This window comes from Bacillus sp. JJ1474, assembly GCF_036965225.1.
GTDB lineage: Bacteria > Bacillota > Bacilli > Bacillales > Cytobacillaceae > Cytobacillus.
Genome location: NZ_JBALPC010000001.1, coordinates 11,835 through 38,788, shown reverse-complemented (window position 1 = coordinate 38,788; position 26,954 = coordinate 11,835). Strand labels below are relative to the sequence as shown.

The window sequence follows — 26,954 nt, the reverse complement described above, 5'->3', positions numbered from 1 at the left end:
TCGAGGTCACAAGCCAATCTTTCCAAAAAGGTAAAAGGCAACCTTTTCGAAAAGATCGTCTTGTGCTTGTCGGGGGTGGGCACAAGGAAAGCTTCTCCGAATAATCATCGCAGGAACAATTGTCCTTTGATTGTTCCGAAGGCGCTTCCGCTTTTCTTCTTGTCATAGTTTTCTTTCTTCAAGTATAATATTGGTAACTGATCTAAGGTCGGGCAACTGAAAATAGGAGGATTTTAACATTGAACAATAGAAAGAATGAAAGCATCAAGATTGTGGCACTGGGGGGAGTGGGTGAATTTGGCAAGAATATGTACCTCGTGGAGGTAGATGAAGACATATTTGTTTTAGATGCAGGACTCATGATACCGGAAAATGAAATGTTCGGAATAGATATTGTCATACCTGACTTCACTTATCTCGCTCAAAATAAAGAAAGGGTTAAAGGAATCTTTTTGACACATGGTCATGAAGATCATATCGGTTCCCTATCATATATATTAAGAGATCTTAGTGTTCCTGTATATGGTACGAAGCTGACGCTGGCATTAGCAAAAGCGAAAATGAAGGAACAGGAATATAAAGGTCAAATGAGTTTTGTGGAAATTCATTCGGACTCTAAGATCGAGTTTCAATCTGCGGACGTTTCATTTTTTCATACGACCCATAGCATTCCAGACAGCGTAGGAATTTGTATACATACTTCAGAGGGAAGTATTGTTTACACTGGGGATTTTAAATTTGATCAAGCAGCGGCTTCTAATTACAAGCCTGAGATAGGAAAAATGGCGAGAATCGGTGAAGATGGTGTTCTTTGCTTGCTTTCCGACAGTACAGAGGCAGATAAACCGGGTCATACCCAATCGGAAGCCAAAGTAGTCAGCCAAGTAACAGATGCCTTTTTTAATGCTCCAGGTCGAATCATCGCTGCATCTTTGGCATCTGATTTAATAAGAATTCAGCATATTTTTGATGCTGCCTATAAAAGCAGAAGAAAAGTTGCGGTCGTTGGAAAATTCTCGCAATCAGCTTGCGATATCGCACTTCAGCTTGGGTATTTACAAGTACCCGAGGAATTAATCATTCCCATTTCTGAAATCAATCAATATCCGGATGATGAAATTGTCATTCTACTAACAGGATCCCAGGGAGAGCCCATTGAAGTTTTGCAAAAAATGTCCAAGCAGCTTCATAAGCAGATCAATATTAAACAGGGTGATACTGTCATGCTAACTGCCTTCCCGATTAGAGGGAGCGAGGTAATCATTTTTAAGACTATTGATATGCTTTTTCGTGCAGGAGCAAATGTGATTTCAGGAAAGGGTGCATTTGGCACATCAAGCCACGGAAGTCAGGAAGAGCTTAAATTTATGATTAATTTAATGCAGCCGAAATTCTTTATTCCTGTTCATGGCGAATATCGCATGTTAAAGGCACATGCCAAAGTTGCTTTGGAAAGCGGTTTAACGAATGATCAAATTTTCATCCCTGAAAAAGGCGAGGTTGCAGAAATAAAAGAAGGCCGGATTCGCCCCGCTGGCCGCATTCCATCAGGCAATATTCTAATTGATGGAAGTGGAGTCGGAGATGTCGGGAACATTGTATTAAGAGACAGAAAGCTTCTTTCTCAAGATGGGATATTACTTGTCGTTGTGACCTTGAATAAAAAGGAAAAAAGCATATGTGCTGGACCTGAAATTATTTCCAGAGGATTTGTATATGTAAGAGAATCTGAGGAACTTTTAATTGAGGCTACAAAGAAGGTCAGAGAAACTGTCGAAAAAAACATTTCAAAAGAAACCTTCGATTGGTCAGGAATTAAGCAAGATATGAGAGATGTATTGAATCAGTATCTATATGAAAAAACAAAACGAAGACCGATGATTTTACCGATTATTATGGAAGTTTAGAACTTAGGAAGCACAGCTCAAGCAGCTGTGCTTTTTATATTATTAATAAGCAATAAACTAACACCGAATGAAAATACTCCCAAAGACCATACTAAACTCATATGGATTTTGTTCTTTAAATTGGTTTGAAGGGAGAAAAAAGAAATGAACAATGACTTGAAACAAAGCGGCTCTGAAAATGAAGAGCAGGACAAGCCGAAGGAAGGACAATCCTCAGCTCTTATTGAGAAAATTCAACAGTTAGGGCAAACGAATGTTCCGCAACTATCCCAGGACTCAAAGATTCACTGTTTAACGATTGTTGGTCAAATAGAGGGGCATCTTCAACTGCCTCCACAAAATAAAACAACGAAATACGAGCACCTCATTCCCCAAATTGTCGCAATTGAACAAAACCCAAAAATTGAAGGGCTTTTAGTAATATTAAACACAGTGGGCGGAGATGTTGAAGCGGGACTTGCCATATCTGAAATGCTTGCCTCCTTATCAAAGCCAACGGTATCTATTGTGCTCGGCGGAGGACATTCGATAGGGGTTCCGATTGCTGTTTCATGTGACCATTCTTTTATTGCGGAAACCGCGACAATGACCATCCATCCGATTAGATTGACTGGCTTAGTTATCGGAGTGCCACAAACCTTTGAATACTTAGATAAAATGCAGGAGAGGGTCATTAATTTTGTTACGAAGAATTCGAATATTTCCGAAGAATATTTTAAAGAATTAATGTTTGCTAAAGGAAATTTAACGAGAGACATTGGCACGAATGTAGTAGGGAAAGAGGCTGTTGAGAGCGGATTAATCGATAGCGTGGGCGGAATTGGTCCAGCAATGAAACGGTTAAATGAGCTGATAGACCTTAATAAAAAGAAGAATGAAGGGATAGTCCAATGATTCTCTATACAATGATGCCACAGGAGCTTATTTATCAAACAAACGAAAGTGAATTTGAAAAACAAAAAGTCATATCTTACCAGGGGATTCCAATGCTAGTGAATATAGATGATGGGCAAACCGGCACAGTTATCCGGATTATGAGCAGTGATCCTGCACACTTTATGAATGAAGCATGTTTTCCAGGAGCAAAAATCACTTTAACATTACAGTGAATGAGGGCAGTGTGTTATAATAGATTTAATTTCAGGGCAGCCAAATTATGGCTGCTTTCTTCTTTCAATACATAATATTAACTTTTTACATAAGATTCCGTGCATGTTTCATTAATCTATTGTTTAAGATGGAAATAAGAAGATAATACAGGGTGATAAAATGGCCAAAAAGAAGCGAAGACATTCTAGAAAAAAAGAAAATATTAAATCAACTATTAAGTTTGAGCTAATTGGTCTCGTCCTGCTTGCTTTAGGGGTAATAGCAATGGCAAAGCTTGGTAAGGCAGGGGATTGGACCGTTCTATTTTTCCAGTTTTTTATGGGAGATTGGTATATCTTAGGGATTTTGGGCATGATTGTTTTTGCTAGTTATATTATGTGGAAAAGGACATTGCCCCATTTTTTCAGCACTAAATTGGTAGGCTGTTATTTAATTATTTGCTCTATTCTATTACTTAGCCATACTACCCATATCGAATTATTAACAAATAGCGGAAAGGTACAAAACCCTAGTGTAATCAAACAAACCTTTGAAATGCTTGAGATGGTAAGGAATAGTGAAACGAGCACGGAGAAATTATATGGTGGCATGATAGGCGCCATCCTCATTGCCGTATTCTTCTATTTATTTGATGTTGCCGGGGCAAAATTTATTGCTCTAATCTTGATTATCATTGGAATTACATTAGTAACTGGCAAAACCTTTGGGGAGGCATTTGGAAAGCTTCTAACTGCTATTGGAAAATTTATAAAAAATCAATGGAATGCATTCATTCATGATATGAATGAATGGAACAGAAACCGTAAAGAAAAAAGAGTCTCAAGGCGTGAAAAGGCAAAAGAACGTAGAAGCAGAGTAGAGGAAGAGAATAGAACAGAACCCGTTATTAAAATTAATAGTGCGGTCGAGCAAAAGGAAGATTTACAGCCGGAACCTATTATTTCTAGTTTTATTGAAAAGGCTAACTATGAACAAAATAAACAGGTAGAGAAAGAAACGGCAAAAAGAATGGACAACCAATCAGATTCGGATTCAGGACCACCTATCACATTTAATGAAGTTGAAAATGTGGATTATGAATTGCCGCCTATTAATCTGCTGAAGCTGCCTAGACAAACAGATCAAAGCGGTGAATATGAATTAATACACGCAAATGCAGCAAAGCTTGAAAGAACTTTTCAAAGCTTCGGCGTAAAGGCAAGAGTAACTCAAGTTCACCTCGGTCCAGCTGTAACGAAATATGAGGTCCATCCCGATGTGGGAGTAAAGGTCAGTAAGATTGTTAGTTTGCACGATGATTTGGCCTTGGCACTTGCTGCAAAAGACATTAGAATTGAGGCTCCGATTCCAGGGAAATCTGCGATAGGGATTGAAGTACCCAATTCTGAAGTCGCAATGGTTTCACTTAGAGAAGTCATTGAAGCAAACCAATATGAGAGACCAGATTCAAAGCTATTAATTGGCCTTGGCCGTGATATTACAGGGGAATCGGTCCAAGCAGAATTAAATAAAATGCCCCATCTATTAGTAGCTGGTGCAACTGGCAGCGGAAAAAGTGTGTGCATTAATGGAATAATTACAAGTGTACTAATGCGGGCAAAACCTCATGAAGTGAAATTAATGATGATCGACCCCAAAATGGTTGAATTAAACGTGTATAATGGGGTCCCTCATTTGCTTGCTCCAGTTGTTACAGATCCTAAAAAAGCATCACAGGCGTTAAAGAAAGTTGTCAATGAAATGGAAAGACGGTATGAGCTATTTTCGCATACAGGAACAAGAAATATTGAAGGCTATAATGACTATGTAAAAAAACACAATGCGGAAGAAGAAGCACAGCAGCCACTGCTGCCTTACATTGTCGTGATTGTAGATGAGCTTGCGGATTTGATGATGGTGGCATCCTCTGATGTAGAAGATGCGATCACAAGGCTTGCTCAAATGGCACGTGCAGCTGGAATACATTTAATTATTGCTACCCAGCGCCCTTCAGTTGATGTTATTACAGGGGTTATTAAGGCAAATATTCCTTCTCGGATTGCCTTTGCTGTCTCATCTGCGACTGATTCAAGAACGATTCTTGATATGGGTGGAGCGGAGAAATTACTAGGCAGAGGAGACATGCTCTTCCTACCAGTCGGTGCATCTAAGCCTGTTCGTATTCAAGGTGCCTTTTTATCAGATGAGGAAGTTGAGGATATAGTAAATTTTGTTATTGAACAGCAAAAGGCACAATACCAAGAAGAGATGATTCCTGATGAGATCCCAGAAACAACATCAGAAGTTGATGACGACCTGTACGATGAAGCAGTTGAGCTTATTTTAGAAATGCAAACAGCTTCTGTCTCAATGCTGCAGCGCAGATTTCGAATTGGCTATACGCGGGCTGCCCGCCTTATTGATGAAATGGAAGCAAGAGGAATCGTTGGTCCTTATGAAGGCAGTAAGCCGCGAGCTGTACTGTTAGGCAAGCCATCTGAAGAAGCAAGTTCATAGACACTTTTCTGAAAGACTCGTTTTATTTAAAACGGGTCTTTTTGGCAGAAAAAAAGTTTTGTGTTAAATGTGTTATACTAATATAATTATAATATAATGAGAGTCTATCTACTGTATGATGCGTTTTTACTATTTTTTTAATAATTTCTATTTCATTATTAACTAAAAAGTGTTATAGTATTTTCGATTAGTAGGAAAGATTGAACATCAGAGGTCTGATGTCTCCGAGAAAATTGGTTGGAGGAAACTGCATGTCCATAAAGTCAGATAACCGGCATTTATATTTACAAGTGATTGATCGCTTAAAACAAGACATTGATGATGGAAAGTATAAAGAAAAAGAAAAACTTCCCTCAGAATTTGATCTTGCCAAGCAACTTGGCGTAAGCAGAGCAACTCTTCGTGAAGCGCTTCGTATTCTTGAAGAAGAAAACGTTATCATACGCAGGCATGGAGTTGGGACTTTTGTAAATGCAAAGCCATTATTTACCTCAGGTATTGAACAGTTAAATAGTGTTACTGACATGATATTGAATGCAGGAATGAATCCAGGAACCATTTTCTTAAGTTCATCTACAATGGGACCGACTGAAGAAGATATTCGCCGTTTTTCATGTTCTGAGGAAGAGGAAATTATTGTGATCGAAAGGGTAAGAACTGCCAACGGTGAACCTGTTGTGTATTGTATTGATAAAATTCCAGTTCCAATTCTTGCTGATACATTCTCACATGAGCAGGAATCAATATTGAATTTACTGGAAGAAAAGGCAAATCGAAAAATAACATACGCAATCACCCAAATTGTACCGCTAGGTTATCATGAAAAAGTTTCCCCAATCTTAGAGTGTGATCCTGAAACTGCTTTGCTCGTTCTTAAGCAAATGCATTATGATGAAACGGATGAGCCCATTCTGTATTCGGTCAATTATTTTAGAGCTGATAAGTTTAGTTTCCATGTTCTTAGGAAAAGGTTATAGTTCACTCCTAGGAAAAATAAGCTATTAGTAGCTCTAAGGCTTTTCTACTATCAGATAATTAAAATTATAGGGGGTCAATACCTTGAAGAAGCGAAAATTTGGTTTAGCGCTATCTTTAGTGCTAGCAGCTGGAACAATTTTAGGTGCTTGTGGAAAGTCGGAAGAAAAAGAAGGCGACACAGCTAAAACAGAAACAAATGAAAGTGCTTTCTCTGTTGCAATGGTAACAGATGTTGGTGGGGTAGATGATAAATCTTTTAACCAATCAGCATGGGAAGGTCTTCAAGAGTTTGGTAAGAATAACGGACTTGAAGAAGGTAAAGGCGGATACAACTATTTGCAATCTAAATCAGATGCTGACTACTCCACTAACTTAAATAAACTTTCTCGTGAAGGATTTAATTTAGTATTTGGTGTTGGATTCTTAATGGTAGAAGATATTAATACAATTGCTGGGCAGCAAAAGGATACTCATTTCGGGATCATTGATGGTGTTGTTGAACAGCCAAACGTTGTAAGCGTTCTATTTAAAGAGCAAGAAGCGGCATTCCTTGCTGGTGTAGCGGCTGCAAAGGCAACTAAATCTAATCAAATTGGCTTTATTGGCGGAATGGAAATTCCAGTAATTGAGCGTTTTGAATCTGGCTTCTTAGCTGGTGTACAATCAGTAAACCCTGACATTAAAGTAAACGTTCACTATACTGGAGCTTTTGACAAAGCTGAACTAGGAAAAACGACAGCTGCACAAATGTATTCTTCAGGTATTGACGTAATTTTCCACGCTGCTGGTGGTACTGGTAATGGTTTATTTACTGAAGCAAAAGACCTTAAGAAGAAAGATCCTGCAAGAGAGATTTGGGCAATTGGTGTTGACTCTGATCAGACTTTAGAAGGTGTCGTTGAAATTGATGGCAAAAACCATAACGTTATCCTTACATCTGCTATGAAAGGTGTAAAAACTGCTGTAATCGATATTTCTGAAAAATCAAAGGCTGGCAACTTCCCTGGCGGCCAAACATTAGTATATGGTTTAGCTGAGGAAGGTGTGAATTTAGCGCCAATCAATGAAGAAGTCTCTAACAAGGCTGATATCGAATCTGCCGTTAATGAATGGTCAGAAAAAATTAAGAACGGTGACATCACAGTTCCTGGTACTAAAGATGAGCTACAAAATTTCAAAGCTCAATAAGTAGATTGCGGTGGAACTAGTCAATTTCTTATACTAAAAAAATGTAAATCTACTATTCACTGAGGAATAAGCGGGTTGGTAAACCGGCCCCTTATTCCTTTTTTAAATTCAATGGAAACTTAATTGAAGTGTAGAAAAAAAACTTCTACATTTCACTTAAGGTTTTATTAAACTACGTCGTTAAGTTTGAAAAAGTCTGACATCTTACAACAAATACTTTCCTTTTATCTTGAGCAAGGAGTGAAAATAATGGAATACGTAATTGAAATGCTCAATATTCGTAAAGAATTTCCAGGGATTGTGGCGAATGACAACATCACCCTTCAATTAAAAAAAGGTGAAATTCATGCATTATTAGGTGAAAATGGTGCTGGAAAATCAACGCTAATGAACGTCCTGTTTGGATTGTATCAGCCCGAAGAAGGTGAGATCCGCGTTAATGGAAAACCTGTAAAAATTACAAATCCTAATATAGCAAATGAATTAGGAATTGGGATGGTGCATCAGCACTTTATGCTTGTTGACCCTTTTACGGTTACGGAAAATATCATTCTTGGAAAAGAAACGACTGCAGGCGGAAAGATTGATATTAAAAAAGCTGAAAAAGAAGTAAGAGAAATCTCTGAAAAATACGGCTTGGCAGTTGATCCTAAGGCTAAGATTGCTGATATTTCTGTAGGGATGCAGCAGCGGGTTGAAATCTTAAAAACATTATATCGCGGTGCAGAAATTCTTATTTTCGATGAACCGACTGCAGTATTAACACCGCAGGAAATTCATGAGTTAATCCAAATCATGAAGGCATTAATTAATGAAGGTAAATCAATCATTTTAATTACCCATAAATTGAAAGAAATTATGGAGGTTTGTGATCGAGTAACCGTTATTCGTAAGGGCGTTGGCATTGGAACGGTTAATGTCAGCGAAACAAACCCCAATGAGCTTGCCAGCTTAATGGTTGGCCGTGAAGTTGAATTTAAGACGGAAAAGAAAGAAGCACAGCCCGAACAGGATGTTCTGGTTATTCATGATCTGCATGTTAAGGATTCACGCGGACTCCCAGCTGTAGAAGGATTAAGTCTTACAGTTAAAGCTGGTGAGATATTAGGAATTGCTGGGGTAGATGGGAATGGACAAACAGAATTACTTGAGGCTATTACAGGACTAAGAAAATCTGAAAGTGGTTCCATTAAGCTTAATGACAAGGAAATTAGAAATCAACCATCTAGAAAAGTGACGGAATCTGGGATAGGCCATATTCCCCAGGATCGTCATAAGCATGGGCTAGTACTCGATTTTCCAATCGGAGAAAATATGGTTCTGCAAACCTATTATCAACAGCCCTATTCAAAAAATGGGGTATTAAACTTTAAAGAAATATATAAAAAAGCAATAGGATTAATCCAAGAATATGATGTTCGAACTCCAAGTGAATTTACATTAGCCCGGGCTTTGTCCGGCGGGAACCAGCAAAAGGCAATCATCGGCCGTGAAATTGACCGTAATCCAGATTTGCTTATTGCAGCCCAGCCTACACGAGGGTTAGATGTTGGTGCAATTGAATTTATTCACAAACGCCTTATTGACCAGCGTGATCAAGGTAAGGCAGTCTTGCTCTTATCTTTTGAACTCGATGAAATTATAAATGTGAGTGATCGCATTGCTGTTATATATGAAGGAAAAATTGTTGCCATTGTTGATCCAAAACAAACAACAGAACAAGAATTAGGATTGTTAATGGCCGGTTCGAAACGGAAGGAAGCAGGTGAAAAAGCAGATGTCTAATCGCTTGAAAAATATGATTGTTCCCCTTTTAGCTGTTCTATTAGGGATAATTGCCGGAACCATTATTATGATTGCTACTGGCTATAATGCTGGTGAAGCATTTTATGCACTTTGGGACGGTGCCTTCGGTGATATTTATTATTTTGGGGAAACCATTAGACAGGTGACGCCATTAATACTTGCTGGATTGGCCGTTGCTTTTGCATTCAAAACAGGATTGTTTAATATTGGGGTAGAAGGACAGCTAATAGTTGGGTGGCTTGCAGCCGTTTGGGTAGGGTTCGCATTTGACCTTCCGAAGATTATTCATTTGCCTTTAGCTGTTTTAGCTGCTGCCGCAGCTGGAGCACTTTGGGCATTTATCCCTGGATTTTTAAAAGCCCGTTTCCGTGTCCATGAGGTTATTGTTACGATTATGTTAAACTATGTAGCTTTACATGTATCAAACTATTTCGTTCGTTCGGTTTTTTCTGAAAAGAGTGATCGCACACCAAATATCCATGAAACTGCTTCTTTGCGTTCCCTTTTTCTCGAAGGTCTAACAGATTTCTCCCGCTTGCATTGGGGTATCGTAATTGCTCTTTTCTGTGCATTGTTAATGTGGTTTATTCTGGAAAAAACGACTAGAGGGTATGAATTAAAATCAGTTGGTTTTAATCAGCATGCTTCTGAATATGCCGGTATGAATGTTCGTTCTAATATTATTTTATCAATGGTGATTTCAGGTGCCTTTGCAGGACTAGCCGGCGCAATGGAAGGGCTTGGCACATTTGGCTATACAGCGGTAAAGGGCGGGTTCACAGGTGTAGGATTTGATGGAATTGCTGTAGCCTTGCTCGGTGCAAACGGACCTATCGGCATTATTTTAGCGGCTCTATTATTTGGTGCTTTAAAGGTAGGGGCCTTAAATATGCCACTTGAAGCAGGCGTTCCAAATGAACTTGTTGATATTATTATTGCATTAATTGTCTTCTTTGTAGCAGCTAGTTATATGATTAGAATCTTCATTGATCGTATTGGTAAAAAGGGGGTGAAGTAAGTGGGCATCATCGATATGTTAGCAATCATTATTCCCTCAACAATGCTTTGGGCCGCACCACTTATTTTCACAGCATTAGGCGGAACCTTTTCAGAGCGTTCAGGTGTTGTAAATATTGGGCTTGAAGGATTAATGGTTATCGGTGCGTTTACGGCTATTGTCTTTAATCTAACGTTCGCAAGCACTTTTGGAAGCTTGACTCCATGGGTTTCGTTACTTGCGGCAATGGTTATTGGTGCACTACTTTCTGTTTTCCACGCAGTTGCATCAATTACATTTAGAGCGGACCAGGTTGTCTCCGGTGTTGCAATAAATTTATTGGCTATCGGAGCAGCATTGTTTCTAGTTAAGTTTATTTATGATAAAGGTCAAACTGATGCTATTCAAAAAGGCTTTCATAAGATTGATATTCCCATTTTAAGTGATATTCCACTAATAGGAAGATTGTTTTTCTCAAATACGTACTACACTTCTTATGTAGCAATCATTGTTGCCTTTATTGCGTGGTATGTTATTTTTAAAACCCCATTCGGATTAAGATTACGATCTGTCGGTGAACACCCAATGGCGGCTGATACAATGGGGATAAATGTAACAAAAATTCGCTACATTGCGGTTATCCTTTCTGGTGCGCTAGGCGGAATCGGCGGAGGCGTTTATGCTCAATCGATTACTTCAGACTTTAGCCATGCGACCATTAGCGGTCAAGGTTTTATGGCATTAGCCGCAATGATTTTTGGTAAATGGCATCCACTTGGGGCAATGGGCGCTGCCTTGTTCTTCGGATTCGCTCAAAGCTTAAGTATTATCGGATCAAGCTTGCCATTCTTGGAAAATATTCCGAATGTCTATTTATTAATCGCTCCATATGTGTTAACGATTCTAGCCTTAACAGGATTTATCGGACGTGCTGATGCGCCAAAAGCATCAGGTGTCCCATATATTAAAGGTTCACGTTAATTTGCTTAAGACCTCTTTTTTAGAGGTCTTTTTTTTCGTATCTGGTATCACAATTTCCATTTAAGTTAATAACTTGATATAAGGAATTAGGGCAAGTTATATTTAGAATAAGATTTAATTCAAAAAGTTTGAGGAAAATAACCACTATTAAGTTACATATGATAGTAAAGCAAATAATATTTACAGGATGATTGGGAGGACAGAATATGGAAATTTTATCAGAAGCCGTTAAACCGATGAATGGCTATAAACTTCATATTGTAAAAACCGAAAAATACAAAACAAATACTATAGTTTGGAAGATGAAAGCCCCGCTAAATAAAGAATTTGCTACTCTTAGGGCTTTACTTCCATATGTACTGCAGAGCAGCAGTGAAAATTATCCTTCTACTGGGAAGCTACGTTCTTATTTAGATGAGCTTTATGGAGCGACTTTTTATGTAGACCTATCGAAAAAAGGTGAGTACCACATTATTAGTTTTTCATTGGAAATTGCTAATGAAAAATTTTTATCTGACAGTACACCCCTTTTAAAGGAAGCATTTCAATTTTTATCAGAGATTTTAACGAAACCAAATGTTCAAGGAAATGCTTTTGATAAAGATACTGTGGAGAATGAAAAAAGGACATTAAAACAAAGAATTCAATCTGTATATGACGATAAAATGCGTTATTCCAACTTTCGTCTCGTTCAAGAAATGTGTAAAGAGGAGCCGTACTCACTGCATGTTCATGGAGAAAAAGAAGACGTTGACCCAATTACTCCAGAGAGTCTTTACGAATATTACCAGAATTCTTTAAATCAGGACGAGATGGATCTTTACGTGATTGGGGACGTAAATGTGGAAGAAGTAGAGGCATTTGCACAGGAGCTATTGCAATTTGTTGATCGAACTCCGCAGCTTATCCATTCTTCTGCATTTAGAGAAAAGAATGATGTTCATGAGGTAATCGAAAACCAAGATGTAAAGCAAGGAAAATTAAATATTGGCTATCGAACAAATATTGTATATGGGGACGAGGATTACTATGCTTTACAAGTTTATAACGGAATATTTGGAGGTTTTTCACATTCCAAACTATTTATCAACGTAAGGGAAAAAGCGAGTCTTGCTTATTACGCGGCAAGCAGGCTGGAGAGCCATAAAGGATTATTAATGGTGATGACAGGAATTGATAATAAAAATTATGATCAGGCTGTCAGCATTATACATGCACAAATTGAGGCGATGAAAAATGGTGATTTCACAGAGGAAGAATTAAAACAGACGAAGGCTGTAATTAAAAACCAGCTGCTGGAGACTATTGATACATCTAGAGGAATAGTAGAGGTCCTTTATCATAACGTAGTATCTCAGAAAGATATTTCCATTCAGGATTGGATGGATAAGATGGATCTGGCTACAAAGGAAGATATAGTTGCAGTCGCCAAAAAGATCACTTTAGATACGATATATTTCTTAACTGGGAAGGAGGCAGGAATGTAATGGAAAAAATTACATTTGAACAGCTGAAGGAAGAATTGTTTTTTGAGAAACTTGAAAATGGCTTAGATGTGTACATCCTGCCAAAAGCGGGTTTTAATAAAACATATGCAACTTTTACAACGAAATATGGGTCTATTGACAACCATTTCCTTCCTCAAGGAAAAAATGAATATGTAAAAGTTCCCGATGGGATTGCCCACTTTTTAGAGCATAAGCTATTTGAGAAAGAAGATGGAGATGTCTTTCAGCAATTTAGCAGGCAGGGAGCATCTGCTAATGCATTTACTTCTTTCACAAGAACAGCTTATTTATTCTCGAGTACATCAAATGTAGAACAAAATCTTGAAACATTAATTGACTTTGTTCAATATCCATACTTTACAGAACAAACTGTTGAGAAAGAAAAGGGAATCATTGGACAGGAAATTACTATGTATGATGATAATCCTGACTGGCGATTGTATTATGGTTTAATTGAAAATATGTATCAGCAACATCCTGTAAAAATTGACATTGCTGGTACGATTGAAACGATTTCACATATTACGAAAGATCTGCTTTATGAGTGCTATCATACGTTCTACCACCCAAGTAATATGCTATTATTTATTGTAGGGCCTGTAAATCCAGACAATATTATGAAACAAATTAAGGATAACCAAGCATCTAAAGATTACAAGGAATTGCCGGAAATAAATCGTAAATTCGAAGAAGAACCTGAACAGGTCGCTAAGAAAAAACAAGTTTTGCAAATGAATGTTCAAACATCCAAATGTTTAGTAGGCATAAAGGCAAAGAATGTGAATAAGTCCGGCCAGGAATTATTGAAAACAGAGCTAAGCTTAAACGTCATGCTGGATATTATGTTTGGTAAAAGCTCTGACCATTATAGTACTTTATATAATCAAGGGCTAATTGATGATACGTTTTCGTTTGATTATACCCAGGAAAAAAGTTTCGGGTTTGCTATGGTTGGCGGTGATACAAATGATCCAGAAAAGCTTGCTGAATCGTTAAAGAATATTCTTTTAAAAATGAAGGAAAAGGGAGCCATTTCAGAAGCGAGCTTAGAACGAACGAAAAAGAAAAAGATTGGCGCATTTCTGCGGGCCATAAATTCTCCGGAATATATTGCGAATCAATTTACAAGATATGCCTTTAATGAAATGAATTTATTTGATGTTGTCGCTACCCTTGAAGCGATAAAAATAGAAGATATTGAAAGTATTGCAAGTGATTTTATTTCAGAAGACAGATTTTCTGTTTGTCAAGTTGTTCCGAAAGGTTGATTAACAAAAACATTAGGACGATAATAAAGAGAAAGCGCCTTTCATGTTGGCGCTTTCTTTCCTTTTTATTATAGAGCATGGAGTGAACAGGATGAGGAAATATGCATTAATTACGGGAGCAAGCGGTGGAATTGGGGAAGCGATTGCAGCTAAATTAGCGGCTGAAGGCTATCATTTATATTTGCATTATCATGAGAATAAAAAGGCAATTGAAACTCTAATGGTGCAGCTTAAAGCATTTGGCGGAGAGTATATTCCAATCCAGGCAGATTTATCTTCAAAAAGTGGCTATAAAAAGCTCGTAAAAAATATTTTTTCCATTGATGCCATTATACATAATAGCGGTATAAGCCATTACGGTCTTCTATATGAGCTTGAGGACAGTATGGCAGAAAAGCTGATCAACCTTCATGTAACAACACCACTTATGCTTACGAAGCAATTACTGCCTAAATTACTGGCCAAAAGAAGCGGAAACATCATCGTCATCTCTTCCATATGGGGTCAAACAGGAGCTGCTTGTGAAGTCGCCTATTCCACTGTTAAAGGAGCCCAAATATCGTTTGTCAAAGCGTTAAGCAAGGAACTGGCCTTTAATGGTATTAGAGTGAATGCTGTAGCGCCAGGTGCCGTGCAAACAGCTATGATAGAGGGCTTTTCATTTGATGAGCTTGAATCCCTAAAAAATGAAATTCCAATGGGGAGACTCGCTTCACCTGAAAATATTGCTGATTCTGTTTCATTTCTTCTATCAGAAAAATCGTCCTATATTACTGGACAAGTACTTGCCGTAAATGGCGGTTGGTATACTTAATCAAATGGATTGCCGAAGAAATCATGAATATTTTTTCTCTCCAATAAACAAAATAACTATGTACTATAGTGTACAACACAGTTTTTAAAGGAGGATATATTCATGTCTGTACTTGAAAATTGGCAGCAATGGAAAGACTTTCTAGGCGATCGTCTAGATCAGGGACAGCAGCAGGGAATGAATAAAGACACCGTTAATGATCTTGCCTACCAAATCGGTGACTACTTAGCGAAACAAGTAGATCCGAAAAATGAACAGCAGAGAATTCTCTCTGATTTATGGTCCGTTGCTGATAAGGATGAACAGATGGCCATTGCGAATGTTATGGTTAAACTGGTTGAGAACAACGGAACACAATAATATATGAAAAAAAGAGAGGAGCACCCTCTCTTTTTTTTATGCTTTTTACAGAATTAATCTCTATGTATATTTTGAAAATGATTAAAAATCTATTTTTACGATGTTCTGCTTTGTTTTTCCTTTCATCTTTCTTCGAAATCATTTATTATAAAGGGGCGTATTGATAAAGAGGACAAATAGGTCTTTCATATTCAACCTCTTAAACGTAAAGGGAAGTTTAGGAACGGTACTAAGGAGGTTATTAATTTTGAGTAAAACAGAGTGGTATTTAGAGTATGAAATCCAAAAGAACCGACCCGGTTTGCTTGGTGATATTTCTTCCCTTTTAGGTATGCTTTCCATAAACATTGTTACGATCAATGGTGTTGATGAAGGCCGCAGAGGGCTATTAATTCTAGCAGAAAGCAATGAACAAATTGTTCGGCTAGAGTCAATTTTACATACAATGGATACAATAAAATTGATTAAACTCCGTAAACCAAAATTAAGGGACCGCTTAGCTGTTCGACATGGAAGATACATACAAAGAGACGCGGATGACAAAAAGACTTTCCGTTTTGTAAGGGACGAGCTTGGACTATTAGTTGACTTTATGGCAGAATTATTTAAGCAGGAAGGGCACAAACTAATAGGTATAAGAGGAATGCCTCGTGTAGGAAAAACCGAATCAATTGTGGCTTCAAGTGTCTGTGCCAATAAACGATGGTTATTCGTTTCCTCAACTCTTTTAAAGCAAACCATTCGCAATCAATTAATTCATGATGAGTATAACGAAGATAATCTATTTATTATTGACGGGATTGTCTCTTCTAGAAGAGCAAACGAACGCCATTGGCAGCTTGTGCGTGAAATTATGAGTATGAATGCTGTAAAAGTGGTTGAGCATCCAGATATTTTTGTGGAAAACACAGAGTATTCGATTGAAGATTTCGATTATATAATTGAGCTTCGCACTGATCCTGAAGAGGAAATAAAATATGATATTGTCGATAAAACCAAAATGATCTCCGAATCTGATTTTGGAGGCTTTGATTTTTCGTAAGTTGGAAGGTGTTAAAAATTGTCAGAACTTGGGGTAAAGTTAAAAGAAGCCCGATTGGCTAAAGGATTAAGTCTTGATGACTTGCAAGTTGCCACTAAAATTCAAAAGCGGTATTTAATTGGTATTGAAGAAGGAAATTATAGTATGATGCCTGGGCAATTCTATATACGGGCTTTCATTAAACAGTATGCAGAAGCGGTAGGCCTACAGCCGGAAGAGCTATTTGAACAGTATAAATCAGAAATTCCTTCTACAATAAATGAGGATATTCCTGAAAAATTGTCTAGAGTGCAATCAAGAAAAGATATTACTTCAGGTGGTTCAAAGGTATTTGATATTCTTCCGAAAATATTAATTGCTGTATTTATTATAGGTGCAGCAGCTGTTGTTTATTACTTCGTCACCCAAAAAGGGGATGGAAATGAAGATAAGGATCTCGCAGATAATAGCGGAAATGAGCAAGTGCGTCTTGAAGAATCAGAAAACTTCTCCAAAGATTCTAATGCTAATTCCGATGCGAACTCTGATAAGGAATCTTCAAAAGCGGATGAAGAAAATGAGGCAACAGAGGATGAAGCCAAAGAGGAAACGCCTCCTGCACCGAAGCAAGAACTTACTGTCGTTGAAACTAGCGGCAAAAATTCAATATATGAACTAAAAAATGCAGATAAGTTTGAATTGAAGGTTGTTTCGACTGGGAAAACATGGGTTAGTGTCAAAAATGGAAAGGGAACCTCTTTCTACCAAGGAACATTAACAAAAGGTGACACTGAAAGTCAGCTTCTCGATTTTTCAAAAGAGACTGAAGCTGCGCTTATCATTGGGAACTCCCTAGAAACTGAGATTTATGTGAATGATGAAAAAATTACTTTTGCCATTGATCCCGCTCAGGTTGTGACGCAGAATATTACCATTCGCTACTTAACGAGCAACGAATAGTCATCTTTTGATGACTATTTTTCACTTTTACTCATCGCTTATTACAAACTGGAGGTAAATCATGAATCTACCTAACAAAATTACAATTTCAAGAATTTGCCTTATCCCTTTGTTCTTAATTATTATGCTCGTGCCATTCTCGTGGGGTGAGGTGACTTTGCTTGGGACAACGCTTCCCGTGACGCATTTAATTGGAGCATTAGTTTTTATTTTTGCCTCTGCTACAGACTGGGTGGATGGCTATTACGCAAGGAAGCTTAACCTCGTAACAAACTTTGGTAAGTTCCTTGATCCATTGGCAGATAAGCTGCTAGTTTCTGCTGCGTTAATCGTTCTTGTGGAACTTGGATTTGCTCCATCATGGATCGTGATTATCATTATTAGCCGTGAATTTGCGGTTACTGGATTACGTCTTCTTCTAGCTGAAGGGGGAGAAGTAGTTGCAGCAAACATGTTAGGGAAAATCAAAACATGGGCACAAATAGTGGCAATTTCAGCTTTGCTTTTACATAATATTATATTTGAAATGTTCTCTATTCCGTTTGCTGATATAGCCCTTTGGATTGCCATGATCTTTACGATTTGGTCTGGCTGGGATTATTTCATAAAAAATAAGCAAGTATTTTCTAATTCAAAATAGATTTCGTAAATTAAGGTGGCGTCCCGAATGAATGCAGAAATCATTGCTGTAGGTTCTGAACTATTACTAGGTCAAATAGTAAATACAAATGCTAAGTTTTTGTCGCAGCAGCTAGCTGATTTAGGCATTAATGTTTATTATCATACAGTTGTTGGAGATAATCCAAAGCGTCTAAAGTCTGCAATTGAAATAGCCGAAAACCGCTCTGAGTTTCTTATTTTTACTGGCGGTTTAGGACCAACGAAAGATGATCTAACGAAGGAAACGATAGCTAATCATTTGAACAAGCAGCTGATTATGGATGATCAAGCTCTTAAATTAATCGAACTCTATTTTGAACGTTCAAATCGGGTAATGACTGAAAATAATAAAAAGCAAGCAATTGTCCTGGAAGGTTCACAAGTATTGCCAAATGAGCATGGAATGGCGCCTGGAATGTTTCTTGATACAAACAAGCATTTGTATATGCTGCTTCCAGGGCCGCCTAAGGAAATGGAACCGATGTTTCTAAAGCATGGGTACCCGCTTCTGCGCTCAAAGCTTTATGAAGAAGATGTCATTGTGTCGCGAGTTTTAAGATTTTTCGGCATTGGGGAAGCCTTGCTTGAAACAGAAATAGAGGATTTAATAGATTCCCAATCCAATCCAACTATAGCCCCTTTAGCTTCCGATGGAGAGGTAACGCTCAGACTTACAGCGAAGCATAAGCAGGTGGAAACGGCTCTTCAATTATTGGATGAAACAGAGAAAGCCATTCTCTCTCGTGTGGGAGAATATTTTTATGGCTATGATGATACTTCTCTTATGAATGAGACTATTAAATTAATGAAAGAAAATGGCTTAACTATTAGCTGCGCCGAAAGCTTAACTGGGGGAATGTTTCAACAGACATTTACATCCATTCCAGGTGCTGGCTCCTTTTTAAAGGGAGGAGTTGTGTGCTATACAAATGAAGTGAAAGCAAATGTACTTCATGTACAGCAAGAGACCATTCATAAAGAAGGAGTCGTCAGTGCACAATGTGCAATGGAACTAGCTGAAAATGTTGCGGCTCTGATGAATTCGGATATAGGGATCAGCTTAACTGGTGTAGCAGGTCCGGATGAACTTGAAGGCAAGGCTGTTGGCACTGTCTTTATAGGGATTTATTTGAAGGGGAAGCTACTAACTGCAGAAAAGTTAAATTTAGGAGGTACAAGGGAAGCCATTCGGGTCAGAAGTGTAAAATATGGCTGCTACTTTCTAATGAGGCACCTCAAAGCAATTCAGAATGTCAATTAAGGCATTCTGTTTTTTAATTCTCGCAATAAAATGTTAGACAACTTTCTATAATTTCATTTTCTATACAATAAACACTATGAAAATATTAATTTCCGCTAGTGAAAATATCATTATCTTTCATACTAAGCAGTAAAAAAAGACGAATGAATGTTCGAATTTATTCTCGACAAACCAATGGAAAACAGTTATAGTAAAGATAGGTTTTTAGATCAAATATAAACAAATGTGTTTTTGTTAAGATAAAGGAGGAAGAAAAATGAGCGATCGTCAAGCAGCACTTGAGATGGCATTAAAACAAATAGAAAAGCAATTTGGTAAAGGTTCAATTATGAAGCTAGGGGAGCAAACAGATCGTCAAATATCTACTATACCAAGTGGTTCACTAGCATTGGATGCAGCACTTGGAGTAGGCGGCTATCCTCGGGGCCGAATCATTGAAATTTATGGACCTGAAAGCTCAGGTAAAACAACAGTGGCATTACATGCTATTGCAGAAGTGCAAGCAACTGGAGGACAAGCAGCGTTTATTGATGCAGAGCACGCCCTTGATCCTGTTTACGCACAAAAGCTTGGGGTAAATATTGATGAACTGCTTCTTTCTCAGCCTGACACAGGCGAACAAGCATTAGAGATCGCTGAGGCCCTTGTAAGAAGCGGTGCGGTAGATATACTGGTCGTTGACTCTGTTGCAGCTCTTGTTCCAAAAGCGGAGATTGAAGGGGAGATGGGAGATGCCCATGTCGGCCTGCAAGCTCGTTTAATGTCTCAGGCACTGCGTAAACTTTCAGGTGCAGTTAATAAATCCAAAACGATTGCTATTTTCATCAACCAGATCCGTGAAAAAATAGGAGTCATGTTTGGAAATCCTGAGACTACCCCAGGTGGACGTGCTCTTAAATTCTACTCAACTATCCGTCTAGAAGTACGCCGTGCTGAACAATTAAAACAGGGCACTGATATTGTGGGAAATAAAACAAAGATTAAAGTAGTTAAGAATAAAGTTGCCCCTCCGTTCCGCGTGGCAGAAGTGGATATTATGTATGGGGAAGGAATATCTAAGGAAGGCGAAGTTATTGACATAGGCTCTGAGCTTGATATCGTCCAAAAGAGCGGCTCTTGGTATTCTTACAATGAGGAGCGTGTAGGACAAGGCCGTGAAAACGCCAAGCAATTCCTGAAGGAAAATAAAGATATTCGTATACAAATTCAAAATCAAATACGTGAGCACTATGGACTTGATAGTGTAAAATCACTTAGTGATGACGAGGGACAAGAGGAACTTCAACTAATTGACTAATGATATATGACATTTTTTCGTAGAGTAAGCAAAGCCGTTCAGATTAAGTGGCTTTGCTTTTTATTATGATTAAAGAAAATTCCAAAGATATATGCATAATAACTAGCGCCGCAACGACAAAGCCTTGACAATGAAATTCCACACCTTTACAATTAAAAATGTATATTTTACATTTTATAATGAATGAAAACGTTGAAAAGCCTTTGTGCTGTATGTTGAATGGGACAATATACATGCCGACACTTTAGAAACGTAACACAAAAAAGTTCATAGCAAGAGGAGGTGAAATGATGGAACTATTAACAGCAATCATCATCTCCAGTTTGCTTGGCCTATTCGTCGGTGCAGTTGTTAGCTATTTTGTTTGTAAGTCCATTGCTCAAGCAAAGATCGCAGGAGCCAAGAATTCTGCAGAGCAGATATTGGAAGACTCCAAGCGGGAAGCAGACGCTATAAAGAAAGAAGCCTTACTTGAAGCAAAGGATGAGATTCACAAGCTTCGCACAGAAGCGGAGCGTGAAATTCGTGATCGAAGAAATGAGCTTCAAAAACAAGAAAATCGTTTACTGCAAAAAGAAGAAAATCTTGATCGTAAAGATGAAACGTTAGATAAACGTGAAACACTTTTAGAGAAGAGGGACGATTCTCTTAACAAAAGACAACAGCATATTGAAGAGATGGAAAGCAAAGTGGACGAGATGGTACGATCACAAAAAGCTGAGCTAGAACGTATCTCAGGCTTAACTCGTGAAGAGGCTAAGTCCATCATTTTAGAGCGTGTAGAGCAGGAAGTGGCTCATGATGTAGCTATAATGATTAAAGAGAGCGAGATTAGAGCGAAAGAGGAAGCCGATAAGAAGGCGAAGGATATCTTGTCACTGGCAATCCAACGATGCGCAGCGGACCATGTTGCAGAAACAACAGTTTCTGTAGTTAACTTGCCTAATGATGAAATGAAGGGACGGATTATTGGCCGTGAAGGCCGAAATATTCGTACACTTGAAACGCTCACAGGAATTGATCTTATTATTGATGATACACCAGAAGCAGTCATTTTATCAGGATTTGATCCGATTCGTCGCGAGACTGCCCGTTTAGCTTTAGACAAGCTTGTTCAAGATGGTCGTATACACCCTGCGCGCATTGAAGAAATGGTTGATAAAGCACGCCGGGAAGTGGATGAACATATCCGAGAGATAGGTGAGCAGACAACCTTTGAAGTAGGTGTGCATGGACTTCATCCGGACCTTATTAAAATTCTCGGCCGCCTGAAATTCAGGACAAGCTATGGCCAGAATGTATTAAAGCATTCAATGGAAGTAGCACAATTGTCAGGATTACTTGCAGCAGAGCTAGGTCAGGACGAGACACTCGCAAGACGTGCAGGCTTGCTTCATGACATTGGTAAAGCCATTGACCATGAAGTGGAAGGAAGCCATGTTGAAATTGGGGTTGAGCTTGCAACGAAATATAAAGAGCACCCAATCGTTATTAACAGTATTGCTTCACATCATGGGGACACTGAGCCTACTTCGATTACTGCCGTTCTAGTAGCTGCAGCTGATGCTCTTTCAGCAGCAAGACCAGGGGCTAGAAGAGAGACATTAGAAAATTATATTCGACGTCTTGAAAAGCTTGAAGAGATTTCAGAATCTTATGATGGCGTTGAAAAGTCATTTGCCATCCAAGCTGGACGAGAAATTCGTATATTAGTGAAACCAGAACAAATTGATGACCTTGAAGCCCATCGTCTAGCGAGAGATATTCGTAAGAAGATCGAAGAAGAGCTTGATTATCCAGGACATATAAAAGTTACGGTTATTCGTGAAACACGAGCCGTGGAATATGCAAAATAAAGCGGTGCTTAGCATCGCTTTATTTTTTTCCAAACAAAATTCATAAATAAACTTAAGAAAGAATGGGAATATAAACATTAATTGCCTATTGAGGCATAAACAGAAGAAATTAGCAAAGAAGGGACAAATATATGAACATATTATTTGTAGGGGATGTTGTTGGCTCTTTAGGAAGAGACATGATAAAGGAATACGTTCCTAAACTAAAGGAAAAATACCGCCCACAAATTACGATTATCAATGGGGAAAATGCTGCAGGAGGCAAAGGAATTACTGAAAAGATTTACCGTGGTTTCCTGGAAGCCGGAGCACAGGCAGTTACACTTGGCAATCACACTTGGGATAATAAAGAAATATTTGACTTTATTGATGACGCGAAATATTTGGTGCGTCCTGCAAACTTCCCAGAAGGAAACCCAGGTAAAGGAATTGTTTACTTAAAATATAATGCAATCGAAGTGGCCGTTATCAGTTTGCAAGGGCGAACTTTTTTGCCTGCGATAGATTGTCCTTTTCGAAAAGCAGATGAACTGATTCTGGAGGCTCGAAAAAGAACACCCATTATATTTGTAGATTTTCACGCAGAAGCAACAAGTGAAAAACAAGCAATGGGCTGGTTCCTAAATGGAAGAGTTACCGCAGTTATCGGCACTCATACACATGTGCAAACAGCAGATCATCGTATTTTGCCAGAAGGGACTGCTTTTATGTCAGATGTTGGCATGACAGGCCCATATGATGGAATATTAGGGGTAGAAAGGGAAGCTGTGTTAAAAAGATTTATATCAAGCTTGCCTGTCAGATTTGAAGTCCCGAAAGAAGGGCGTACACAATTAAGTGCTGTACTTATTGAAATAGAAAATCAAACCGGAAAAGCAAAGAAAATGACTCCGATACTAATTAATGAGGATCATCCCTTTTATTCTTAAACGAATAACTGTGTCTAATTGCCGAAAATGGTAAATGAGATGCAGTTATTTTTTTGGATTTTAAAAAGGAATATTCCATAATTTTGTCCAAGCCGGAATATGTGAATTGAGAAATGAATATAGTAGCAATGGAATGATCTATACCGGATATGTTCATTTCCAAAAGAAGACTTTTAGGAAGTTATGGTCATGAACATGCGGGAGGGGAAAACAAGGAGGAGCTAGGAATGGAAATATTAAAAGTTTCAGCAAAATCTAATCCTAATTCTGTAGCTGGTGCGCTTGCAGGTGTTTTGCGAGAAAGAGGCGGCGCAGAAATCCAAGCGATTGGTGCGGGCGCACTAAATCAAGCGGTTAAAGCAGTAGCTATCGCAAGAGGGTTTGTCGCGCCTAGCGGAGTGGATTTGATTTGTATCCCGGCATTCACAGATATTAAGATTGATGGGGAAGAACGGACTGCTATTAAACTAATTGTAGAGCCAAGATAAAAAATGCGGAATCTTTGATGAAAGATGACCTGTTGCATGAATGCAAACAGGTCTTTTTTTGCGTTGAAAATAGGCTGAAGAGCTTACATAGCATCAACTTAATTATTATATTGATTTTAAAAATAAAATATTCAAATTTTCACCAAAATTAGTCTGAAAGGGTTGCTTTTTTTAAGAACTAGGTCTAGAATTGAAAGCGTTTAGTACCCATTCATTTTTCTAACATTAGACTGGTTTTTGAGCTATTTATAATGATTTTGATGAGTACTATTCTAATTGAATAAAACGTTTTCATATATTTTCTTAACGTATCCAAAGGGGTGTAAGTCATGATCAATCAACTTTCATGGAAAGTTGGAGGGCAACAAGGGGAAGGTATTGAGAGTACTGGAGAAATATTCTCAATAGCATTAAATCGTTTAGGCTACTATTTGTATGGTTACCGTCATTTCTCTTCACGAATTAAAGGCGGTCATACGAACAATAAAATCCGTGTCAGTACTACACAAGTAAGATCTATTTCTGATGATCTTGATATTTTGGTAGCTTTTGACCAAGAAACTATTGATCTTAATTACAAGGAACTACATGATAAAGGTGTTATTATTGCGGATGCCAAATTCAGTCCTAATAAGCCTGAAGATACAAGTGCGGCCATGTATGCTGTTCCATTCACTGAATTAGCAACTGAACTAGGAACATCCCTAATGAAAAACATGGTTGCAGTTGGGGCAACTTGCGCAGTGCTGAACTTAGATATTAACGTATTTGAAGAAGTAGTTCAAGAGATTTTTGGACGAAAAGGTCAACAAGTTGTTGATAAAAATATGGAAGCCATTAAAGCAGGCTTTGACTTTATGAAAGAAAACCTTAGCGAAACAACAGAATTAATGGAGCTTGAAAAAGCTGATGGCAAAAAGCGTTTATTTATGATTGGTAACGATGCCATCGCACTAGGCGCACTTGCTGGCGGTTGCCGTTTTATGGCTGCTTATCCAATAACACCAGCATCTGAAATAATGGAATATTTAATTAAGAAGCTTCCACCGCTTGGCGGGGCTGTTATTCAAACTGAAGATGAAATTGCTGCTGTTACAATGGCTATCGGAGCTAACTATGGCGGCGTTCGTTCTCTAACTGCTTCGGCTGGGCCAGGTCTAGCATTAAAAATGGAAGCTATCGGTTTATCTGGTATGACTGAAACTCCACTTGTAATTGTTGATACACAGCGTGGAGGTCCTTCAACAGGTCTGCCAACGAAGCAAGAACAGTCTGACCTAATGGCTATGATTTATGGTACACATGGAGAAATTCCAAAGATCGTTTTGGCTCCAAGTACTGTACAAGAAGCGTTCTATGATACAGCTGAAGCATTTAACCTTGCTGAAGAATATCAATGCCCTGTTATTATTCTTTCTGATCTTCAGCTTTCTTTAGGTAAACAAACAGTTGAACCGCTAGAATTAGATAAGGTTGAAGTACGCCGTGGAAAGCTTCAAACTGGAGATTTACCTGAGGCAGAGGGTGCCTACTTTAAACGATACGAAGTGACTGAAGATGGGGTTTCACCACGTGTCATTCCTGGTATGAAAAATGGTATTCACCATGTAACAGGTGTTGAGCATGATGAAACAGGAAAGCCATCTGAATCTGCGATAAATCGTAAAGCACAAATGGATAAACGTTTTCGTAAAATTGAAAACATTAAATTTAATACACCTGTTTACAAAAATGCTCCACATGAAGAGGCTGACTTATTAATCGTTGGCTTCAACTCAACTCGCGGAGTTATTGAAGAAGCAATGGGACGTCTTGAGAAAGATGGTTTAAAAGTGAACCATGCTCAAATTCGTTTAATTCATCCGTTCCCAACTGACGAAGTATTGCCGCTCGTAAAATCTGCTAAAAAGATCGTTGTGGTTGAAAACAACGCTACTGGGCAATTGGCAAATATTATGAAGATGAACGTCGGACATGCTGAGAAGATTCACAAAATGTTAAAATACGACGGAAATCCATTCTTGCCACATGAAATTCACACAAATTGCAAGGAGTTGTTCTAAATGGCAACATTTAAAGATTTTCGAAATAATGTAAAACCAAACTGGTGCCCAGGCTGTGGAGACTTCTCTGTACAAGCGGCTATCCAGCGTGCGGCTGCTAATGTCGGTTTAGAGCCTGAGAATTTAGCAGTTATTTCAGGTATCGGATGTTCTGGACGTATTTCTGGATATATTAATTCATATGGCTTCCATGGAATTCATGGACGATCCCTTCCAATTGCACAAGGTGTTAAAATGGCAAACCGAGATTTAACAGTTATCGCCTCTGGCGGTGACGGTGATGGTTTTGCTATTGGAATGGGACATACGATTCACTCGATTCGCCGTAATGTTAATATTACGTATATTGTTATGGATAACCAAATCTATGGTTTAACGAAAGGTCAAACATCTCCACGTTCAGCCACAGGCTTTAAAACAAAATCAACGCCTGAAGGTTCAATTGAACAAGCTATTGCTCCTATGGAAATGGCTTTAACTGCTGGCGCAACATTTGTTGCCCAAAGCTTTTCAACTGATCTTAAAGACTTAACAGCTTTAATTGAAGCTGGAATTAACCATGATGGTTTCTCATTAATTAACGTATTCAGCCCATGTGTAACTTATAATAAAGTGAACACATATGACTGGTTTAAAGAGAACTTAACAAAGCTTAGCGATGTTGAAGGCTATGATTCTTCTAACCGTGAACTGGCGATGCAAACATTAATGAAGCATGATGGACTTGTAACAGGCCTTATCTATCAAAACACCGAGCGCAAATCATACCAAGAGTTATTAAAAGGCTACTCTGAGCAGCCATTAACTCAAGCTGATCTTAATTTGGATCAGGCTCACTTTGATAAATTAATTCAGGAATTTATTTAAGCAGTTTTGGCAGAAAAAGAAACCCAGTTATTGGGTTTCTTTTTTATTCTCAAGATTAAATTTATTATATGGCTATGAAATAGTGATTATAGTCACGTACAATTTATTAATATTCCTATAAGATAAAGTGAAACTTCAA

23 protein-coding genes are annotated in these 26,954 nt (G+C 38.3%); all 23 read left to right on the top strand.

Annotation, left to right across the window (positions count from 1 at the left end):
* Positions 1-239: 239 nt before the first annotated feature.
* Positions 240-1,907, top strand: coding sequence for a ribonuclease J (locus V7164_RS00170; protein ID WP_335353157.1), 1,668 nt, complete (start codon positions 240-242; stop codon positions 1,905-1,907).
* 144 nt (positions 1,908-2,051) lie between these two features.
* Complete coding sequence (locus V7164_RS00165) at positions 2,052-2,801, top strand: ClpP family protease (RefSeq protein ID WP_335353156.1); 750 nt, start codon at positions 2,052-2,054, stop codon at positions 2,799-2,801.
* On the top strand, positions 2,798-3,016 hold the full coding sequence (locus tag V7164_RS00160; protein WP_335353155.1) for a YlzJ-like family protein: 219 nt from the start codon (positions 2,798-2,800) through the stop codon (positions 3,014-3,016). The genes V7164_RS00165 and V7164_RS00160 overlap by 4 nt, the downstream gene beginning before the upstream one ends.
* 160 nt (positions 3,017-3,176) lie before the next feature.
* Positions 3,177-5,513 (top strand): DNA translocase FtsK, encoded by a 2,337-nt coding sequence (locus V7164_RS00155; RefSeq protein ID WP_335353154.1) that lies wholly within the window; start codon positions 3,177-3,179, stop codon positions 5,511-5,513.
* 251 nt (positions 5,514-5,764) lie between these two features.
* Positions 5,765-6,490: a GntR family transcriptional regulator gene (locus V7164_RS00150; protein ID WP_335353153.1), complete on the top strand. Its 726-nt coding sequence runs from the start codon at positions 5,765-5,767 to the stop codon at positions 6,488-6,490.
* A gap of 82 nt (positions 6,491-6,572) precedes the next feature.
* Positions 6,573-7,679, top strand: a complete 1,107-nt coding sequence (locus tag V7164_RS00145) for a BMP family lipoprotein (protein ID WP_335353152.1) — start codon at positions 6,573-6,575, stop codon at positions 7,677-7,679.
* Between the two features lie 249 nt (positions 7,680-7,928).
* Positions 7,929-9,464 (top strand): ABC transporter ATP-binding protein, encoded by a 1,536-nt coding sequence (locus tag V7164_RS00140; protein WP_335353151.1) that lies wholly within the window; start codon positions 7,929-7,931, stop codon positions 9,462-9,464.
* Positions 9,457-10,503 carry an ABC transporter permease gene (locus V7164_RS00135; protein WP_335353150.1) on the top strand — a complete coding sequence of 349 codons (1,047 nt, stop codon included), beginning with the start codon at positions 9,457-9,459 and terminating at the stop codon, positions 10,501-10,503. Before V7164_RS00140 ends, V7164_RS00135 begins: the two co-directional genes overlap by 8 nt.
* A 15-nt stretch (positions 10,504-10,518) precedes the next feature.
* Positions 10,519-11,463 (top strand): ABC transporter permease, encoded by a 945-nt coding sequence (locus tag V7164_RS00130; protein WP_438824695.1) that lies wholly within the window; start codon positions 10,519-10,521, stop codon positions 11,461-11,463.
* A gap of 206 nt (positions 11,464-11,669) precedes the next feature.
* Positions 11,670-12,950, top strand: a complete 1,281-nt coding sequence (gene yfmF / locus V7164_RS00125; protein ID WP_335353148.1) for an EF-P 5-aminopentanol modification-associated protein YfmF — start codon at positions 11,670-11,672, stop codon at positions 12,948-12,950.
* Positions 12,950-14,239: an EF-P 5-aminopentanol modification-associated protein YfmH gene (gene yfmH / locus V7164_RS00120; protein WP_335353147.1), complete on the top strand. Its 1,290-nt coding sequence runs from the start codon at positions 12,950-12,952 to the stop codon at positions 14,237-14,239. Before yfmF ends, yfmH begins: the two co-directional genes overlap by 1 nt.
* A 91-nt stretch (positions 14,240-14,330) precedes the next feature.
* Complete coding sequence (ymfI, locus tag V7164_RS00115) at positions 14,331-15,053, top strand: elongation factor P 5-aminopentanone reductase (protein ID WP_335353146.1); 723 nt, start codon at positions 14,331-14,333, stop codon at positions 15,051-15,053.
* 102 nt (positions 15,054-15,155) lie between these two features.
* On the top strand, positions 15,156-15,413 hold the full coding sequence (locus V7164_RS00110) for a DUF3243 domain-containing protein (RefSeq protein WP_335345725.1): 258 nt from the start codon (positions 15,156-15,158) through the stop codon (positions 15,411-15,413).
* Positions 15,414-15,660: 247 nt separating this feature from the next.
* The gene (locus V7164_RS00105) at positions 15,661-16,455 is read left to right on the top strand and encodes a DUF3388 domain-containing protein (RefSeq protein ID WP_335353145.1); all 795 of its coding nucleotides are present in this window, start codon (positions 15,661-15,663) and stop codon (positions 16,453-16,455) included.
* A gap of 18 nt (positions 16,456-16,473) precedes the next feature.
* A complete protein-coding gene (locus V7164_RS00100; RefSeq protein ID WP_335353144.1) occupies positions 16,474-17,394 on the top strand; it encodes a helix-turn-helix domain-containing protein in 921 nt (306 codons plus the stop codon).
* Between the two features lie 61 nt (positions 17,395-17,455).
* Positions 17,456-18,034, top strand: coding sequence for a CDP-diacylglycerol--glycerol-3-phosphate 3-phosphatidyltransferase (pgsA, locus tag V7164_RS00095; protein ID WP_335353143.1), 579 nt, complete (start codon positions 17,456-17,458; stop codon positions 18,032-18,034).
* 27 nt (positions 18,035-18,061) lie between these two features.
* Positions 18,062-19,315: a competence/damage-inducible protein A gene (locus tag V7164_RS00090; RefSeq protein ID WP_335353142.1), complete on the top strand. Its 1,254-nt coding sequence runs from the start codon at positions 18,062-18,064 to the stop codon at positions 19,313-19,315.
* A gap of 256 nt (positions 19,316-19,571) precedes the next feature.
* The gene (gene recA, locus V7164_RS00085; RefSeq protein WP_335353141.1) at positions 19,572-20,612 is read left to right on the top strand and encodes a recombinase RecA; all 1,041 of its coding nucleotides are present in this window, start codon (positions 19,572-19,574) and stop codon (positions 20,610-20,612) included.
* 290 nt (positions 20,613-20,902) lie between these two features.
* Entirely contained in the window at positions 20,903-22,468 is a 1,566-nt protein-coding gene (rny, locus tag V7164_RS00080) for a ribonuclease Y (RefSeq protein ID WP_335353197.1), read from the top strand.
* Positions 22,469-22,599: 131 nt separating this feature from the next.
* Positions 22,600-23,397: a TIGR00282 family metallophosphoesterase gene (locus V7164_RS00075; protein WP_335353140.1), complete on the top strand. Its 798-nt coding sequence runs from the start codon at positions 22,600-22,602 to the stop codon at positions 23,395-23,397.
* A gap of 227 nt (positions 23,398-23,624) precedes the next feature.
* Positions 23,625-23,885 (top strand): stage V sporulation protein SpoVS, encoded by a 261-nt coding sequence (gene spoVS, locus V7164_RS00070; protein ID WP_009791522.1) that lies wholly within the window; start codon positions 23,625-23,627, stop codon positions 23,883-23,885.
* Positions 23,886-24,214: 329 nt separating this feature from the next.
* Positions 24,215-25,948, top strand: a complete 1,734-nt coding sequence (locus tag V7164_RS00065) for a 2-oxoacid:acceptor oxidoreductase subunit alpha (protein ID WP_335353139.1) — start codon at positions 24,215-24,217, stop codon at positions 25,946-25,948.
* Positions 25,949-26,815 carry a 2-oxoacid:ferredoxin oxidoreductase subunit beta gene (locus V7164_RS00060; RefSeq protein WP_335353138.1) on the top strand — a complete coding sequence of 289 codons (867 nt, stop codon included), beginning with the start codon at positions 25,949-25,951 and terminating at the stop codon, positions 26,813-26,815.
* The last annotated feature ends 139 nt before the right edge of the window (positions 26,816-26,954 follow it).